Origin of the sequence: Mycoplana rhizolycopersici, from assembly GCF_013378445.1 — a bacterium.
Lineage (GTDB): Bacteria > Pseudomonadota > Alphaproteobacteria > Rhizobiales > Rhizobiaceae > Mycoplana > Mycoplana rhizolycopersici.
On sequence record NZ_JABXYK010000022.1, the window covers coordinates 1 to 16,332 of the forward strand.

General features: G+C 62.1%; 14 protein-coding genes. 2 read left to right on the forward strand and 12 right to left on the reverse strand.

Features of this window, described 5'->3' with window-relative positions; translation table 11 throughout:
• Window positions 1-3,196, reverse strand: a 3,196-nt coding sequence (locus HV823_RS23475; protein ID WP_176952103.1) for a cadherin domain-containing protein, incomplete at its 3' end; no start/stop codon positions are given.
• Window positions 3,197-3,312: 116 nt separating this feature from the next.
• On the reverse strand, window positions 3,313-4,083 hold the full coding sequence (locus tag HV823_RS23480) for a heme acquisition protein HasA (protein ID WP_210270913.1): 771 nt from the start codon (window positions 4,081-4,083) through the stop codon (window positions 3,313-3,315).
• An 855-nt stretch (window positions 4,084-4,938) separates the two neighbouring features.
• Here HV823_RS23480 and HV823_RS23485 point away from each other — a divergent pair.
• Entirely contained in the window at window positions 4,939-5,895 is a 957-nt protein-coding gene (locus HV823_RS23485) for a sugar-binding transcriptional regulator (protein WP_176952105.1), read from the forward strand.
• Between the two features lie 9 nt (window positions 5,896-5,904).
• Here the strand turns inward: HV823_RS23485 and dhaL are convergent, their stop codons facing one another.
• The 5 genes from dhaL to HV823_RS23510 all read right to left on the reverse strand — a co-directional run bounded on the left by dhaL (window position 5,905) and on the right by HV823_RS23510 (window position 11,533).
• Window positions 5,905-7,671 carry a dihydroxyacetone kinase subunit DhaL gene (gene dhaL / locus HV823_RS23490; protein ID WP_176952106.1) on the reverse strand — a complete coding sequence of 589 codons (1,767 nt, stop codon included), beginning with the start codon at window positions 7,669-7,671 and terminating at the stop codon, window positions 5,905-5,907.
• Window positions 7,672-7,708: 37 nt separating this feature from the next.
• Window positions 7,709-8,671 (reverse strand): ABC transporter permease, encoded by a 963-nt coding sequence (locus HV823_RS23495; RefSeq protein ID WP_176952107.1) that lies wholly within the window; start codon window positions 8,669-8,671, stop codon window positions 7,709-7,711.
• Window positions 8,661-10,160: a sugar ABC transporter ATP-binding protein gene (locus HV823_RS23500; RefSeq protein WP_176952108.1), complete on the reverse strand. Its 1,500-nt coding sequence runs from the start codon at window positions 10,158-10,160 to the stop codon at window positions 8,661-8,663. The genes HV823_RS23495 and HV823_RS23500 overlap by 11 nt, the downstream gene beginning before the upstream one ends.
• A gap of 75 nt (window positions 10,161-10,235) precedes the next feature.
• A complete protein-coding gene (locus tag HV823_RS23505; RefSeq protein WP_176952109.1) occupies window positions 10,236-11,180 on the reverse strand; it encodes a substrate-binding domain-containing protein in 945 nt (314 codons plus the stop codon).
• A gap of 143 nt (window positions 11,181-11,323) precedes the next feature.
• Complete coding sequence (locus HV823_RS23510; RefSeq protein WP_176952110.1) at window positions 11,324-11,533, reverse strand: hypothetical protein; 210 nt, start codon at window positions 11,531-11,533, stop codon at window positions 11,324-11,326.
• 395 nt (window positions 11,534-11,928) lie between these two features.
• On the opposite strand from HV823_RS23510, the gene HV823_RS23515 reads away from it, so the two are divergent.
• Window positions 11,929-12,354, forward strand: coding sequence for a hypothetical protein (locus tag HV823_RS23515; protein WP_176952111.1), 426 nt, complete (start codon window positions 11,929-11,931; stop codon window positions 12,352-12,354).
• Window positions 12,355-12,404: 50 nt separating this feature from the next.
• Here the strand turns inward: HV823_RS23515 and HV823_RS23520 are convergent, their stop codons facing one another.
• The 5 genes from HV823_RS23520 to HV823_RS23540 all read right to left on the reverse strand — a co-directional run bounded on the left by HV823_RS23520 (window position 12,405) and on the right by HV823_RS23540 (window position 16,251).
• A complete protein-coding gene (locus HV823_RS23520; RefSeq protein WP_176952112.1) occupies window positions 12,405-13,055 on the reverse strand; it encodes a GntR family transcriptional regulator in 651 nt (216 codons plus the stop codon).
• A gap of 199 nt (window positions 13,056-13,254) precedes the next feature.
• Window positions 13,255-14,157, reverse strand: coding sequence for a DMT family transporter (locus HV823_RS23525; RefSeq protein WP_176952113.1), 903 nt, complete (start codon window positions 14,155-14,157; stop codon window positions 13,255-13,257).
• A gap of 9 nt (window positions 14,158-14,166) precedes the next feature.
• Window positions 14,167-14,604 carry a VOC family protein gene (locus HV823_RS23530; RefSeq protein WP_176952114.1) on the reverse strand — a complete coding sequence of 146 codons (438 nt, stop codon included), beginning with the start codon at window positions 14,602-14,604 and terminating at the stop codon, window positions 14,167-14,169.
• 82 nt (window positions 14,605-14,686) lie between these two features.
• Window positions 14,687-15,475 carry an amino acid ABC transporter ATP-binding protein gene (locus HV823_RS23535; protein WP_176952115.1) on the reverse strand — a complete coding sequence of 263 codons (789 nt, stop codon included), beginning with the start codon at window positions 15,473-15,475 and terminating at the stop codon, window positions 14,687-14,689.
• Complete coding sequence (locus HV823_RS23540; protein WP_343052025.1) at window positions 15,472-16,251, reverse strand: amino acid ABC transporter permease; 780 nt, start codon at window positions 16,249-16,251, stop codon at window positions 15,472-15,474. The genes HV823_RS23535 and HV823_RS23540 overlap by 4 nt, the downstream gene beginning before the upstream one ends.
• Window positions 16,252-16,332 lie beyond the last annotated feature (81 nt).

The window sequence follows — 16,332 nt, forward strand, 5'->3', positions numbered from 1 at the left end:
GCCTGTTGCCGGAAAGCTTGAACAGGCCGCCGGCATTGTCGGTCAGCGTGTAGGTCAGCGCCTTGCCTTCCGGATCCTTGGCCGAGAGCGTGCCGACCGTGGTGCCGACGGCGACGTTCTCCTTGACCGTCGACTTCGACAGGGCAAGCGACGTCGGGGCTTCGTTGACGTCCTCGATGGCGACGGTGAAGGACTTTGCCACCTTGTTGACGCCGTCGGAGACCTCGACGGTGACCTTGCCGGACTTGACCGCCTCGTAGTCGATCGCCTTGGCGGTGACGAGCTTGTTGCCGGAAAGCTTGAACAGGCCGCCGGCATTGTCGGTCAGCGTGTAGGTCAGCGTCCTGCCTTCCGGATCCTTGGCCGAGAGCGTGCCGACCGTGGTGCCGATGGCGACGTTCTCCTTGACGGTCGCAGCAGACAGCGACGGCGCAGTCGGCGCCTCGTTGACGTCCCGCACGGCGATGGTGAAGGTCTTGACCGACTTCGCCCCGGCGAGATCGGTGACTTCCAGTGCGACCTTGCCGGACTTGATTGCCTCGTAGTCGATCGCCTTGGCGGTCACGAGCTTGTTGCCGTCGAGCTTGAAGAGGCCGCCGGCATTGTCGGTCAGCTTGTAGGTCAGCGTACCCCCTTCAGGATCGGTGGCGGAGAAGGTGCCGACCAGGGTGCCTACCTTGACGTTCTCCTTCACGCTCGTGCCCGACAGCGACAGCGCGGTCGGCGCGGCATTGAGGCTGCTGACATCGGTGGTGCCGTCCGAGAACCGCAGCTTCTCGATGCCGGTCAGGCTGTCGGTGCCTTCGTTGACGTCACCCGTGCGCTTGTCGGTGACGGTGAGCGTCTTGCCGTCGGCCGAAAGCTTCAGCGTGTAGTCGGTACGCTTGCCCGAATAGACCGCGGTGTCGGTACCGGCACCGCCGCTGATCTTGTCATTGCCGAGGCCGCCCGACATGACGTCGTTGCCGCCGTTGCCGTTGATCGTGTCGTCGAAGCTGCTGCCGGTAAACGTGTCGGCACCGGCAGAGCCCTTGAACGTCTGGGCGTAGGAGGACAGGATAGCCTTGACGAAGGCGATTTCGGACGGATTGTCGGCATTATCGGTCCCGTGCATCCAGGCGGCGGCAAACGCGTTGGCCTCGCCGTAGATTCGCTCCATCAGGCCCGAGCCGTTGGAGACATCGAGCCCGGTGATGCTGAGGGCCTTCTCGCTGACCTCGGCGACATTGCCCGCATAGGTGCCCTTGCCGAAGGTCAGTTCTGTGACGGTGCCGCCGACCACGTGGACATCCTCGCCCGTCACCGGGTCCGTCCACCAGTAGGTGAGATCGTTGCCCTTCAGTGAGATCAGGGTGCCGTCGGAGCTCGTGTTGTAGACATATTCGCTTGAGGTCGCGGGCGCGAAGGTCACGCCTGCGGGAAGGCCACCGGTCGTCCTGTCATACATCTCGTCGAGATAGGTGTCCCAGTTGACGCCGCCGTGTTGCGCCATCAGAGCAGTGTCAGCATCGATGGTGATGGTGCCGCGCGCGGTGTCACCCGCCTCGGCGGCATCGATGACCTTGATGTCGATCGTCTTTTCGTGGCTGATGCCGTTGATGTCGGTCGCCTTGACTGTGATGGCGTGGCTGGCTTCGGCCTCGTAGTCGATCACGCCCTTGGTGACGACATAGTGGCGCGTTTCACCGCCGACGAGGCGGCTCCTGATCTCGAACATGCCTCCGGCATCGTCCGTCAGTTCAACGCTGACCGGCGTGAAGCTGCCATCGAATGTTTTAACATAGCCGAGCTCGGTGCCGGCTTCGACATTCTCGACCACACCGGCATAGTCCTTGCCGGTCGGCGCGCCGGTGAACTTGATGTGCTCGTCCTCAGCCTGGACATACAGGGTATGCTTGGTCTGGTTGCCCTCGCTGTCGGTGGCGACCACGACAAGCGCATATTGACCGTTTGCGAGCAGGCCGTTGCTGGTCCCTTGCTCATAGTCGAGCGGCTTCAGCAGCCGGACGCCGACCGTTCCGTCCTCGTTCTCAACCAGCTTGAATGTGGAAAGCGTGTTGTTCTCGTTCCTCTGATCCTGGGTCAGGTTGCTTCCCGTGTTGAGTGTTGGCAGCGACCAGGTGATCGCGTCTCCCTCCGGATCGGTCGCCAACAGCGTGCCGATAATAGCGCCGGTACGGTCTGCCTCGGTGACCGGCCGGAAAAGGTCAAGCGCGATATCGATCGGCGCTTCGTTGACGTCGGTGACATTGATCGTAAAGTCGGAAATCATGGAGTCTGCGCCGGCAGAGGCCTTGATCGAAAGCTTGTGGCTCGCAAGCGTCTCGAAATCCAGCCCGCCAGCGACGCGCAACTCATTGCCGACGATCGTGAAGAAGGCGTTGGCGACCGGGTTGCCGGCGGTGTTGACAATCGAATAGGTGATCGGAAGGCCAGCCGCATTCGTGGCTTCGAGGGTGCCGACGACCGTGCCGACAGCGGCATTTTCAGCCACCGAATCGGCGGAAAGCTGCGGCCCGGACACCTCGTTCACATTGACGATGCCGATCTCCTGCGTCTTCTGTGTGATGTTTCCCGCTTCATCCTGGACGTTGATGATGATGGTGTGGGTTGTCGCGGTCTCGTAGTCGACGGCGCTTTTCAGAACGAGGGTGGCAACGCCACCGCGCATCTGAAGCTCGAACTTGTCCGAGCTTGAAGGGTCGAGCGTGTAGCTCAGTGCTCCGCCTTCGGGATCGACGGCGGAGACGGTCGCAATTGCATTGCCGACTATGAAATCTTCGCCAATGCTGTTGGCGGCAACACCGTTGTCCGTCCGGTCGACCGCCTTTGTCAAAGTCACGCTGTGCGGCGGCTGATCCCCCTCATTGAGCTGGTCGGAGATCGAGATCGTGAAGGGATGAATGTCGAAGGTTGCGGGCGATCCGGTATCGCGGATCCGGATATCGATGTTGATCGTTCCGTTTTCCAAAGCTTCGTAGTCGATCGGGCCCTTGACAACCAGATTGCCGGTTGTCGCGCTGGTCCGTTCAATTGTGAAGTAGGGTGAGCTCATGACCTGGAGGCCAACGGCGCTGGTTGCCACGCCATCGGGATCCGACACCGTCACTGTTGCAACAACAGTTCCGACGGCGGTGTTTTCCTCCACGACCAGCGGCCATGGTTCAATCGTGACAATGGAATTTCCTGCGGCCATGGCGGCTCATTCCCTCTTATGTTCCTGGATAGCTCCGACTTCATGGAGAAGGTCGGTACGGGCAGCGGAGATCCAGCCCGCGCGCGCGGGCTGGAACGTATCAATATATCAACTAGTTAGGCGAGGAAGAGATCTGTCGAGGCGACCGTGGCGACTGCGATTTCGAAGTAGTCGCCAGAGGCGTCGAAGCCCAACAACAAACCGGAGTCGTAGTAGACGTCTCCGTCATCGTCGAGCGCGCTGTCCCAGGTGTAGTTCCAGCCGAGGCCGATCTTGTCGGTTCCGCTGGAAAAGTCGGTGATGGTGTCATTGTTGCCATGTGCGCCATCGGCAAAGATGAAGCTGTCGACGCCGGCATTGCCGGTGAAGGTGTCCGTGCCGAGGCCGCCGGTAATGGAATCGTTGCCGGAACTGCCGGTGAAGGTCAGGTTGTTGGCCGTGGTCTCGAACAGGTAGTTGCTGAGCGCCGTATCATCGCCAGCGGCGAGGCCGAACACAATGGAGTGGGCTGGATCCGTCGCCGTTGATGATCCGGTAATGTCGAGCCCTCTGATCGTCAACACGTTTCCGGAGTTTACTTCCGGCGGGACGAACACCGTCCATCCGGCTCCCGTTCCCCAATTCAGCGTGCTGCCGAAATCGATCGAATCCAGGCTACCCTTCAGAACGTGATCGCCGAACGGATCATAGGTCAACGACCCCTCTGCAACGAACGCGCCCGTGAAGCCGGAACCGGACTGGAAACCGAAGCTCGGATGCGGACCCGTCAGGTTTTCGAACCAGCCGCGGTTCATAGAACCGAAGCCACCACCAAAATCGGCGAGGTAGCTGTTCACATCAAGCCCGGCGCTGCCTGCGCTGCTTGCATCGATCGTAATGTTAGCCATTTTCATAATCCCTTGTGATGGCGCCCATGCGGCGCGCCAATCGATTGAGAGTTACTTCATGACCGGCCCGGGCCCTGACCGGTATCGGCTATAGGTCCTCGTGGACCCTAGCGACACCGCAGTTGGGCGTGCGGAGCTTCGACGATGCGGTGCGAGACAGCCTTCCGATGTGCCATGCATTTGCTCCTTGCGCACTGCATATGCGCGCAACCGTACGTGCAACTATCGATCGCAGACGATGCGAATCTTTAGAACGGAAAGACTTCGGCCCGGCCATCGCCATACACGTTCGCCGGGCGCATCACTGGACCGAAATGCACGCTAAGGTATTATGATTATCATAGTCAAGTATTATTCGTTCACGCCGGACAACCTTTTTCTTCCGCGCGTTCGAGATCTCCGCTGCCCTCGGCAGTTCCGGCGTTGATAGCGCCGCCAGGCCGCGCCCTACGACAACAATCCGAAACGCAAGCGCGGCAAGGCGGCCCGCTTCATGTCCCGTTCCTGCCCGCCCTTGAGAGCGGCTTGAGCCAATCCATCGACGAGAATGGAACGCTGCCCTTTCGAGCAAGTCTCGATGCGCGCCGCGACCTTGTAGATTTCGCGCAGCACATGTCTGAATTGACTACCGCGTCAGTCGCACAGGATGACGAGGCAGAAAACACGACCGTGACATCGGCTCCTCCTGCATCGCCAAGGCGAACGCAGTACCATCGGCATTCAACGCGACTGCACCTCCATCCGGTGCCGTGACGACACCCGGGATTGGAACGTGTGTCACCGAGAAGCCGGTTGCCCATCCCATCATAAGTGGCGTATCGAAAAGGGAACAAACTTGAGGGGATAGCGCGCTGCATGAGCGAGGATTGGGGACACTTCGACGAAGACCTGGAGCGCGCGCGTGTCGCCTGGCTCTATTTCATCGGCGGACAAACCCAGCAGGAAATCGCCCAGCGCATGGACATCACGCGGCTGAAGGTCAACAAGATCATCGGCCAGGTACGTGAGTCCGGTAGCGTGCAGGTCCATGTCAGCCTGCCTCTGACGGACTGCATTGAACTCGCCGAGAAGGTCTCCGCCCGTTACGGCCTGGCCGGCACTGTCGTGGTGCCCGATCTCGGCGACTACCTCGAGCAGAAGCGGGTGATCGGTGAAGCCGCCGGGTCACTTGCGAGCGAATTGATCGAAGGTCGCGACATGGGTGTCGGCATCGGTTCGGGGCGCACCCTGAGCTTTGCGGTCCGCAGCCTGCGCGCCCGGCCGAAGTCCGAAAGCTGGGTTGTGGGGCTGACCGGAGGCGTCACCAGCGGCTCGGCCACCAATACCTTCGAAGTCGCGACTGCTTTTGCGCGGGCGCTTGGCGTCGAATGTCACTACCTGACCGCACCAATCTACTGCGCCAATCCCGAAAGCCGCAACGCGATCCTTCTCAACGACGAACTGACGGATGTCCTCGCGCGGACCGAGATCGCCGATATCGGTATCGTTTCCTGCGGGGCACTGACGCAGGATACATCACTGACGCAGATCCGGGTGGTGAAGGACAATCTCGACGCGGTTCTGAAAGGCGGCGCCGTAGGGGAGTTCATGGGATGGTTTCTCGACGCGCGCGGCGAGCCGATCGATCATTTTCTGAACGACTCGATCATCGCCCTTCCCCCCGACAAGATGAAGCTCAAGCCCATTTCCGTGCTGGTTTCCGGCGGCATCCGCAAGATCCCGATCATCCGGGCGGTCCTGCGTGCCGGCTACGTCAACCGGCTCGTGACCAATGAAGGTGTCGCGCGGGCCCTTCTGCAAGGCCCGCGCTGAAGTCGCCCTTTATCCGAGCGCCTTGCGCAGGGCTTCCGTCATCGCGCGCAGCGTGACGAAGGTGGAGGCCGCGCCGGGGTCGATGTGGCCGATGGAACGTTCGCCGAGCTTCGCAGAGCGGCCACGGCGCGATTCCAGCGCCGCCGTCGCCTTCATGCCCGCTTCGCCACCGTCCCGCGCAGCGACCAGAACCTCGAGCGATGTCGCCCCGTTCTTCGCTGCCTGCGTCGCAGCTTCCACTGCCGGCACCCAGGCATCGATCATCGTCTTGTCGCCAGGCTCGGCACGGCCGCGATCACGAATGCCCTGGCAGGCTGCGCTCAGCCATTCGGCCATGCCGGTCCCATCGAGGTTCAGCCGGTCGCCGACTGCCGTGCCGGCGCGCAGGAAGGCGGTGGCATAAAGTGGGCCGGAGGACGCTCCGACCGCATCGAGGAATGCCTTCGCCATGCGCTTGCAGATGGCCTCGATCGTCTCGTCCTCCTGCGTATCCTCCAGCGCGTGCTGTACGGCCTTCCAGCCGATTTCCATCGTCACACCGTGGTCGCCATCGCCAATCACGCCGTCGAGTTCGGAAAGCCAGTTCTTCTCGGCGATGATCTGGTCGCCGACCGCGTGCATCATCGTCTTGAAGACTGCGGGGGTTACGTCGCCCTCGGTGATGAGGACGCGCGGCTTCTCCTGCACCGCCGCCGTACTCTCGGTCACCTTGACAGCCTTGCGGCTACGCGCCGCAACGTCCTCGGTCTTCTCGAAGGCGCCGACGACAAGCGCCGGCGTACGGCAGGGATGGTCAAGCAACGCCTGCAGCGTATCGTCGAGCTTCATCAGCGTCACCGAGGCTCCAGCCATCTCCAGCGATGTTGCATACTCGCCAACCCACGAGGCATGGATCTGGATGTCGAGGGCGTCGAGACGCTGTTTGACGCGACGGAAAATCACATAGAGCTCAATCTGCGAGGTCGCGCCGAGACCATTGACCAGAACGGCAACCCGTTCGCCGGCCTTGACAGCGAGCTCTTTCAGCACCGCATCGACAAGTTCGTCGGTCACTTCGTCGGCCGGCGCCAGCTTCTGCCGGCGAATGCCGGGTTCGCCATGGATGCCCATGCCGATTTCCATCTCGTCGTCGCCGATCATGAAATTCGGCTTGCCGGTCTGCGGCAGGGAGCAGGGGCTGAGCGCGACGCCCATCGACCGGGTCGCGTCATTGGCCGCCTGCGCGAGTGCTTCCACCCGCGCCAGTGGTTCACCGAGATCGGCGGCAGCACCGGCAACCTTGAAAACGAAGAAGTCACCGGCAATGCCACGGCGTTCGGATTTGCGCTCGACCGGAGCGGAGGCAACGTCATCGGCAACAGCCACGTGACGCACGGGGACGCCCGACTGTTCCAGCTCTTCCGCCGCCATGGTGAAGTTGAGGACGTCACCCGTGTAGTTGCCGTAAAGCATCACGACGCCGACGCCGCCATCCACGGCCCGGGCCGCCTCGACGATGTGCGACGGAGAGGGCGAGGCAAAGACGTTGCCGACGGCTGCGGCGTCGGCAAGGCCGCGGCCGACATAGCCGGCGAAGGCCGGCTCATGGCCGGAACCGCCACCGACGACGATACCCACCTTGCCGTCACGGGGGCCGTCCACCGCAACGACCGCACGGCCGGTCTGCCCTTCCACGCGCAGCATGTCCGGATGGGCGCCCACCATGCCTTCGATCATCTCCGCGATGATGTTTTCAGGCGCGTTGATCAGCTTCTTGGTTTTGACTTCCTGGTTCATTCTCTTGTCTCTCGTCAGATCGATGCGGCCGACTGCGTCAAGCGTCGCGGCGAAGATAGCGGCGGGAAATGGCGTCGAAGGAAATGGCAAGCACGACGATCGCACCCGAGACGATGCCCTGCCAATAGGGCGAGACGCCAAAAAGCACGATGATGTTCTCGATGATGGCGATGATGCCGGCACCGAAGATCGCACCGATCGGGCTGCCGATGCCGCCGGTCGTGGCGACACCGCCGATGACCGAGGCCGCGATGGGCGCCAGCACCCAGGTCTCGCCGATCGAAGGCTGTGCTGTGCCGAGGCGGGCCACCATCAGGACGCCGGCAAGGGCTGCGATCGCGCCGGCGGCGACGAACACGAGGAGGCGAACCTTGTCGACCTTGATGCCGAGCATACGCGCGCCGGCCTGGTTGTTGCCGATCGCGTACATGTAGCGTCCAAAGGGCGTCTTCAGCATGACGAAGGTGGCAATCGCAAGTGCAACGAGCATGATCACGAAGGGAACCGGCATGCCGAGGAAGTCGCCGCGACCGAGATACTGTATGTCGCGCGGGATGCCGGTGATCGCAACGCCACGCGTGAGAACAAGGTTCGCGCCGCCGAAAATGCCGGCGGTGCCGATCGTCAAGACCAGCGAATGGAGTCGCAGCACCGTCACCAGCAGGCCGTTGAGAAGGCCAAGGCAGGCGCCGAGCAGGATGGCCAACAGCATGGCCGAGTAGGGTTCGAGGCCGACCCGGATCATCAGAATGCCGGAGATGACGCCGCAAAGCCCGCCGATCACGCCGAGCGACAGGTCGAGTTCGCCGAGCACCATCAGCATGGACTGAGCGATGGTGATGAGGCCAACGAAGGCGAGACCGCGCGCGATAACCGAGAGGTTATAGGGCGTGAGGAAATAGGGAGAGATCAGCGCCGAAAGCGTGAAGATGACGGCCAGCGCGACGAAAACGCCGGCAAGCGGGCTGCGCGTCAGGAGCGCCAAGGGTTTAGTTTGCATCGGCTTTCGCCTCCGTGCCAAAGATGGCGCCTACGAGTGTTTCATTGTTTGTCTCGGCGGTGTCGAACGCGCCGGTGATGCGGCCATGGTGCATCGTGATGATGCGGCTTGCGCACTTCTTCAATTCGTCGAGTTCCGAGGACACGAGGATGACGCCGACGCCCTCCTCGGCCAGACCTTTCATGATCTTGTAGATCTCGGTCTTGGTACGGATGTCGATGCCCTTGGTGGGCTCGTCGAAGATCAGCACGCGCGGGCGCGTAGCCATGGCCCGGCCGATGATGGCCTTCTGCTGATTGCCGCCGGAAAGCTGCGAGATGCGCTTTCCCATGCCTGATGTACGGATGCCGTAGTCGTCGATGATCTTCTGGACGGCTTCACGCTCCCGGCCGCTGCTGATGCCAAGGGATCCCTTGGTCAGCGACAGGATGGAAATGCCGATGTTTTCGCGCAGCGACAGCAGCGGGAAGATGCCGTGATGCTTGCGCTCTTCCGAAAGGTACAGCATGCCACCATCGACCGATGCGGAGGTGTCGTTCAGCGCCCAGGGCTTGCCTTCGACCGTGACCTCACCCGCCTTGGCTTTGAGAAAGCCGAAGATCGTCTGCATGACTTCCGACCGACCAGCACCGACGAGACCGGCAAAGCCCAGAATTTCCCCCCGGCGCAGCTCGAAACTGACATCGTGGAAACGCGCGCCGGAAAGCCCACGTACATTCATGATCGTGTCGGTAACGGGGACTTGAGGGCGGAAATGTTCGTCGAAGGTGATATCGCGGCCGGACATGGCGCGGATCAGATCTGCCTCGGTGATGTCGGCGATCCTGCCGCTTTCGATCTTCTCGCCATTGCGCAGGACGGTATAATCGTCGCCGATTGAAAACACCTCGTCCATCTTGTGGCTGATGAAGACGATGGCGTGATCGCGGTCGAGCAGGCCGCGGATGACCTTGAACACACGGTCCACCTCCACGCGCGTCAGGGACGACGTCGGCTCATCGAGGATGAGAACCTTCATGTTGGCGTTGGTGCAGGCGCGTGCGATCTGGAGCAGCTGCTGGTCAGAGACGGAGATGTTCGCTACCAGCTCGCGCGGATTGGCCTCGATGCCGAAGCGGTCCAGATAGCTTATCGCTTCGTCCACGAGGGCCGTGCGATTGACGAGAAGTCCGCCATGTCCCGTCCGGCTGAACGGCATGAACAGGTTCTCCGCAACGCTCATCTGCGGAAAGAGATTTAGCTCCTGCGGCACATAGGCGACGTTCTTGTAGAGATCCGGTTCGTCGGCCGGATTGCGACCATCGATGAGAACCTCGCCGCGGGACGCCCGGTCGGTGCCGGTCAGGATCTTCACCAGGGTGGATTTGCCTGCACCATTCTCGCCTGCAAGAATATGCGTGCGGCCGAGTTCGATCGAGAGATCGACATTGTCGAGTGCGGTCACGCCGGGAAAGTCCCGGCCAAGGCCGCGGGTTTCAAGATAAGCCATGGGGCACCTCAGCGCCGTATTGAGATGGAAGAGGCGCGGGAAGCCCGCGCCTCGTGGCAGCCCGGTCGAGCCGGATCAGCCGTCCACGTTTTCCTTGGTGAGGAAGGCGTTGCCGGTGTCGAGATAGCCTGGAACCTTGGCGCCGGTGGCCTGCGCCCAGAGCAGCATGACGGACCAGTAGCCCTGGAGTTCCGGCTGCGAGGCGGACGAGCTGTCTGCGACGCCTTCGCGGATCATGTCGAGCATTTCGGGCAGGTTGTCGAGACCGACGAGCGTGACCTTGCCCTGCTTGCCGGCTTCGACGATCGCCTGGCCAATACCGATCGGACCGGCGGCATCGGACGCGACCCAACCCTTGAGGTTCGGGTTTGCCTGCATGATGGCGGCTGCCTGCTGCTGGGCCGTCTCGATGCTGTCGTTGTCGATGCCTTCGGCAACGACCTTGATGCCCGGATGCTCTGCAAAGACCTGGCGGTGGCACTCGGCACGGATCGAGTGGTTCGGCGCGGTCGGAACGCCCTGCATGATGGCGACTTCGCCTTCACCGCCGAGGACTTCGACGAGGCGTCGGGCAGCAATCTTCGCCTGCTCGCAGAAGTCGGAGCCAATGTAGGGGATCGCCATGCCTTCCGGCGGAACCGAATCGAAGATCACGAGCGGGATGCTCTGGGCCTGCGCTTCTTCGAGCGAGGCGCGGTTGCCGGACGGGTCGAGCAGGTCGAGCGCCAGGCCATCGGGCTGGGTCGCGAGCGCACTGTCGATGATCTGGTTCTGCTGAACAACGTCGGCGGACTGCGGTGCCGAGTAGATCACTTCGACATTCGAGCCGGTCTGCGCCTTGATTGCGGCAGCGGCAGCCTGCGCGCCTTCGTTCACCTTGTCGAACCACGGATGCACGACCTTCGGCACGACGACAAAGCGATAGCTGTCCTTCTTGGTGGTTCCGATTGCGTCCTGTGCCCAGGCGGCGACCGGCAGCGCAAAAGCAGCGCACGCCAGAAGCGTGACAAGTTTCTTCATAATGACCTCCCTTGGAGCAGGCGAAAATTCCTTCCCGCCCGAATGATGGAACGAGGGCTCCGCGTGGGGCTTGCTCCCAAAACCCAAAGCCCACGCGGCGATCAATACACATGTATTCTGGATTTTACAATAGTAATTGCACGTCACGAGATGGGCACGCCGAGGACGGTCGACCCGATAACCAGGAGGCTCTTTCGGATTGGCTGGATCTCCAGCGACAGGCCCTTCAGCAAACGGATGTCGATATCATCGCCAGGAACACCGCACGGCATCGTCATCGCGCCGTCGCCCCTGATCCAGAGGAAGCTGTGGAAATACATGCCGAGGATCGTCTTTATCTCGATTTTCGACATGGCGCGCAGCACACCCTGCCGGGCACCTTCATGGAAGACGCGGGCCCGCGACCGGCCGGCAGATGCCCAACCCGCAACTTGCCCTCGTCCAGCAATGGTGCCCGACAGCGAGGGCAGCCGTACTTGTTCTGGGAGCCGACTGATGCACCTTGATACCCTCAAAACCCCCGGCCCGACCATCACCGCACTGACGGCGCCCTTCTGGGCGGCCGCAGAGGAGGAACGGCTTTCATCGGCCTGTCGAGTACGGCCTCGCTGATCGCCGGCCTGTGCTTCCCGCTGTTCGCCCGCGAAGGGCCCTACCCGTTCCGCAAGGCCGTGTTCAATCCGCGGCAGATCGGCCGGGTCCTGTGCGATCGCGATCTCCTCCTGGTGAATGTCGGCTATTTCGCCACATGTGGGAACTCTACGCGATGTGGGCGTGGCTGCTCATCTTCATGCGGAGGGCGGCCGAAGGCACCCTTCCCCCGAACATGGCCTCGCTCATCACCTTTGCCCCCATTGCCGCCGGTCTCTTCGGGTGCGTGGCCGGCGGCCTCCTGTCGGATCGCTTCGGGCCCACCGCCACAACAGCCGGGCTGATGATCGTGTCCGGCCTGCGCGCCCTTATCATCGGCGCCTGGGCGATGATTGCGCTTCGCCGGTCACCGGCGGCCGTCAGGCCGGCGCTGATGAACTCTTTCGCCAAGATCGGCCTCTCCCTCCAGGCCGAGCGCTCGGGCTCGGGATCGCGAGCTTCGCAATCGTCACGCACCGCCTCATCAAGCGCGACCAGCATGTCCCGGCCGGCAAACGGCAGGAAATTGTGTGCGCCGCCCTAATTTCGGGACGCTTTGGGGATGGCTTTCGTAACGGTGGTGGCGCTGTGAGGTCACAAGTCGATAGCCGGCTCCACAATCGCCATCGTGGCCTCGACGTGATAGCGTGCCGCCCGCTCCGCTTCGTCTTCATTGCGGTCGACGAGCGCTTGAAAAATGCGCCGGTGCTGGAGGTTGGTTTCTTTAACCTCGGCCTCGGAAAACAGGATCGGCACCCGGAGCATCCAGTAGTGGAACTGCGTCCGTTCATGGAACTGGGCAAGGAACTGGTTCTTCGAGGCCGTGACGATCAGCTTGTGAAACTGGGTGTTGAGACTGTTCAGATCTGCGCGCGTCAACGTTTCACCAGGCTCCATGGCCTCGATCAGTCGGCCGAGCGTATCCAACTCGGCCTGTTCCGCATGGCGCGCAGCGAGCCTGGCGGTAGCCGCTTCGATCGCCGCCCGGCTTTCAAAAATGGCGCGCACCTGGGTCCGGTCGATCGTTTCGACAACCCAGCCTCGTTCGCGGCTCAGGAAGCCTTCCCCCTGGAGCAACAGCAGCGCTTCGCGCACGGGCGTGCGCCCGACGTTCAGGCGTTCACAAAGGTCGTCTTCGACCAGGCGCTGCCCAGGTTTCAGCTCTGCGCCGAGAATCATGCTGCGCAGGCGATTGCGAACGTCCGATGCAATGAACTCGCCCCCCGAGATCTTTCTTGATGCCATGGATCCTGTCCTTTTCTCAGTGGCCGGGTCTCCGATCCAGCGGAGGTAAATATATTTCTTCGTGTATGTAGCAACGACTTCCGACATTCAAGCGCCGGCGGACAGGCTTGGGAGATCATAAGGTCTTCTCACCCACTCTCCCCAGTTCCCGCAAACGCCGGCGCGCAGCATTGACGGCGCGTTGCACGAGCCCGTCGCTTCACACCGGTTGCCTCTCTCCCCGGCGGGCTACCAACCCGCTTGCAATAATCAATACCACCCCCGCAACCGTCATCGCGTCCGGTAAAGTGCCGAACACGAGGTAGCCGAAGCTCGTGGCCCAGAGGAGGTGGGTGTAGGAAAGTGGCGCGAGACGGGAGACCACTGCTTCCGGTCGGCGATAGGCGAACGCGATGGCAACATGCGCCGCTAGCCAAAGCACGGCCGTTGCTCCCAACAGCGCCGCGTCGATGACAGTCAATTCGTGAAAGACGAAGGGCAACGTCACACTCAAAAGAACGAAACCCGTCATGGAAGAATATGCAAGCGTGGTCGCCAGGCTGTCGCTCACGACCGCCCGTCGCGTCATGACCAGAGCTGTCGCCCAACACGCGGCAGACGCAATCGAAAACAGGGCGGCAGAGTTATAACCGGCAAGACCCGGACGCAGGATGACCATCACCCCGAGCAAGCCGCCGAAGACACCCACCCACCGCCAGGCGGGCACGCGCTCCTTGAGGATCAGTACGCACAGGAGCGTGACGAGGCAGGGGGAGATGAAGACGAGCGCCGTCGCCTCCGCCATTGGCTGCAAGTTGAGAGCCGCCACCAGCAGGATTGTCGCTCCAGCCATGCCGACGCCGCGGATGATCTGCGCGGCCGGAGCCGCACTGCGGGCAGGCCTGCCGAAACGAAGGCAGATGGCTGCCAGCAGAATCGACGCTGCCAGATAACGAAACCAGGCAATTTGCAAGGGGTGAAACGTCACCGACAGATGCTTGGCGATGACGTCCGACGCCGCAAACAGCAACATGGCGGCAAGGCACAGCAGGACGCTTTCGCGTCCTTGGACGACGGAGGACAGGCCGAAGCCAGCTCTCTCCGCGAAAAGGATTCGGGCCATCACTTGTGCTCAGGATTTGCGGACTTCGAGCACGATGCCGGCCTCTTCCCGCGTATCGAAATAACAGAAGCCCGAACCGTCTACGCGTTTGCCGCGAGCAACCACGCCGAGGCCGAGGGCGCGGCCCTTTGCCTCGGCAGCGTCTCGGTCCGCCACCTCGAAACCCAGGTGGTAGACACCCTCACCGCGTTCGTCGAGGAAGCGTTTCTGGGGGGAATCCAGGCTCCCCGGATCACAGAGCTGGATCTGCACGTTGTCGATGTCGCAACATTTGTAACGCATGGCGTCCGAGGCCGCCTTGTTGGGTACGTCGAATTCGAGATAGGCGCCCTTTTTCGGATAGTCGAACCAGGGGCCGACGCCGAGGCTCTCGTAGTAGGCGACGGTCTTCTCGAGATCGTTGACGACGATGCAGAGGTGATGCAGGTGCTGAAAGATTCCGGTCATGGGCTTCCTCATTCGGAATGGGAGAGGCTTCACCCGCGCCGGGAAGGCGCGTGCGGTCGATTGTGGAATGTCATGGGCCGGGCTAGTGGGCCGACAACAATCGCGCCAAAAACTGCCGGGCTCGTTCGCTCTTCGGCGCGGTGAAGAAGTCCTTCGAGGAGGCATCCTCTGCAAGGCCACCGCCCTCCATGAAGATCACCCGGTCGGCCACGTCGCGCGCGAGGCCCATGTCATGGGTGGCGATCAGCATGGTCTGTCCTTCCTCGGCGAGCCTGCGGATCGTTTCGACCACTTCCTGCGCCAGCTCCGGATCGAGCGCGGAGGTCGGCTCGTCGAGCAGGAGCACACGCGGCCGCATGGCGAGCGCCCTGGCAATTGCCACACGCTGCTGCTGGCCGCCGGAAAGTTCCGAGGGATAGGCGCCGGCCTTGGCCTTCAAGCCCACCTTATCGAGCAGGTCGAGCGCCAGCGTGGCAGCTTCCGCCTTCGACGCTCTCAACACGTGCACCGGGCCGCTCATCACGTTTTGTAGCGCCGTCATGTGCTTGAACAGGTTGAAGTGCTGGAAGACCATGCCGATCTTCTGCCGCTGGCGGCTGATGTCCGCGTCGGACAATTCATACAGAGCCTCTTTATCCAGCCTGTAGCCGATGAGGTCGCCATGAACGTAGATGCGGCCCGCGGAGATGGTTTCGAGGTGGTTGACGCAGCGTAGGAGGGTGGACTTGCCCGCACCCGAAGGGCCAAGCAGAGCCACGACCTCGCCCTGCGGCACGTCAAAGCTGACATCGGTGAAGGCCGAGACGGCTCCCCATTTCTTGGAGACGCCGACCATGGAGACGGCGTGGGACTGTTCAGGCGCGGTGCTCATCTTTGCGGGAAAACCTTTTCGAGGACGGTCTGGATCGCTGTCGCGAAGGCGGTCATGACGAGATACCAGAAGGCGGCTACGGCCAGCAGTTCGACGACCCGGAAGTTCGAGGAATAGATGTCGGTCGCAACGCGCAGCAGCTCGAGATAGCCTATGGCCGAGGCGAGCGAGGAGGATTTCAGCAGCATGATGTACTGGTTGCCTGCCGCCGGGATGATGATGCGGCCGGCCTGCGGGATGATGACCTGGCTAAGGACCTTCAGCTGCGTCATGCCGAGTGCCGTTGCAGCGGCCCGCTGGCCCTTGTCCACGGCCAGGATGCCGCCGCGGATGATCTCGCCCATGTAGGCCCCCTCCGCGAGGCTGAGCCCCGCAAGCGCTGCCAGGAAGGGCGTGACCACGGCGGTCGTCGGCGCATTGATCAGCGGGGCGTCCATGAAGGGCAGTGCCAGGTAGATGTTGGGGAACATGATCGGCACGGCGTTGAACCAGAACACAAGCTGGATCAGCATCGGCGTGCCGCGAAAGAGGTAGACATAGGTCGCCGAGATCGCCATTAGGATCGGATTGCCGCTGACCCGCATCAGGGCGACGACAAAGCCGATAATGCTGGCGATCACCAGCGCGAGCGTGCCGAGGACCAGGGCGTTGAAGGCGCCCATCACGATCATCGGGCTGAAGATGTACTCGCCAACGACCGAGAGATCGAGGATCCGCGTCCGGATGGACGCGATCACGATCGACGCGACGACGAACAGGGCAAAGGCACCCAGCACCCAAGAGCCCCACCGGCGCCTGTGAATGATGGGAAGGTCAGGAATTGATGGAACACTTGCGGCGGTCATTGCCATTGCCCT

What these genes read in the sequence shown, in the direction of transcription:
- HV823_RS23480 (WP_210270913.1), bottom strand. Translation starts at nt 4,083, where the DNA reads ATGGCTAACATTACGATCGATGCAAGCAGCGCAGGCAGCGCCGGGCTT.
- HV823_RS23485 (WP_176952105.1), top strand. Translation starts at nt 4,939, where the DNA reads ATGAGCGAGGATTGGGGACACTTCGACGAAGACCTGGAGCGCGCGCGT.
- dhaL (WP_176952106.1), bottom strand. Translation starts at nt 7,671, where the DNA reads ATGAACCAGGAAGTCAAAACCAAGAAGCTGATCAACGCGCCTGAAAAC.
- HV823_RS23495 (WP_176952107.1), bottom strand. Translation starts at nt 8,671, where the DNA reads ATGCAAACTAAACCCTTGGCGCTCCTGACGCGCAGCCCGCTTGCCGGC.
- HV823_RS23500 (WP_176952108.1), bottom strand. Translation starts at nt 10,160, where the DNA reads ATGGCTTATCTTGAAACCCGCGGCCTTGGCCGGGACTTTCCCGGCGTG.
- HV823_RS23505 (WP_176952109.1), bottom strand. Translation starts at nt 11,180, where the DNA reads ATGAAGAAACTTGTCACGCTTCTGGCGTGCGCTGCTTTTGCGCTGCCG.
- HV823_RS23510 (WP_176952110.1), bottom strand. Translation starts at nt 11,533, where the DNA reads ATGTCGAAAATCGAGATAAAGACGATCCTCGGCATGTATTTCCACAGC.
- HV823_RS23515 (WP_176952111.1), top strand. Translation starts at nt 11,929, where the DNA reads ATGTGGGAACTCTACGCGATGTGGGCGTGGCTGCTCATCTTCATGCGG.
- HV823_RS23520 (WP_176952112.1), bottom strand. Translation starts at nt 13,055, where the DNA reads ATGGCATCAAGAAAGATCTCGGGGGGCGAGTTCATTGCATCGGACGTT.
- HV823_RS23525 (WP_176952113.1), bottom strand. Translation starts at nt 14,157, where the DNA reads ATGGCCCGAATCCTTTTCGCGGAGAGAGCTGGCTTCGGCCTGTCCTCC.
- HV823_RS23530 (WP_176952114.1), bottom strand. Translation starts at nt 14,604, where the DNA reads ATGACCGGAATCTTTCAGCACCTGCATCACCTCTGCATCGTCGTCAAC.
- HV823_RS23535 (WP_176952115.1), bottom strand. Translation starts at nt 15,475, where the DNA reads ATGAGCACCGCGCCTGAACAGTCCCACGCCGTCTCCATGGTCGGCGTC.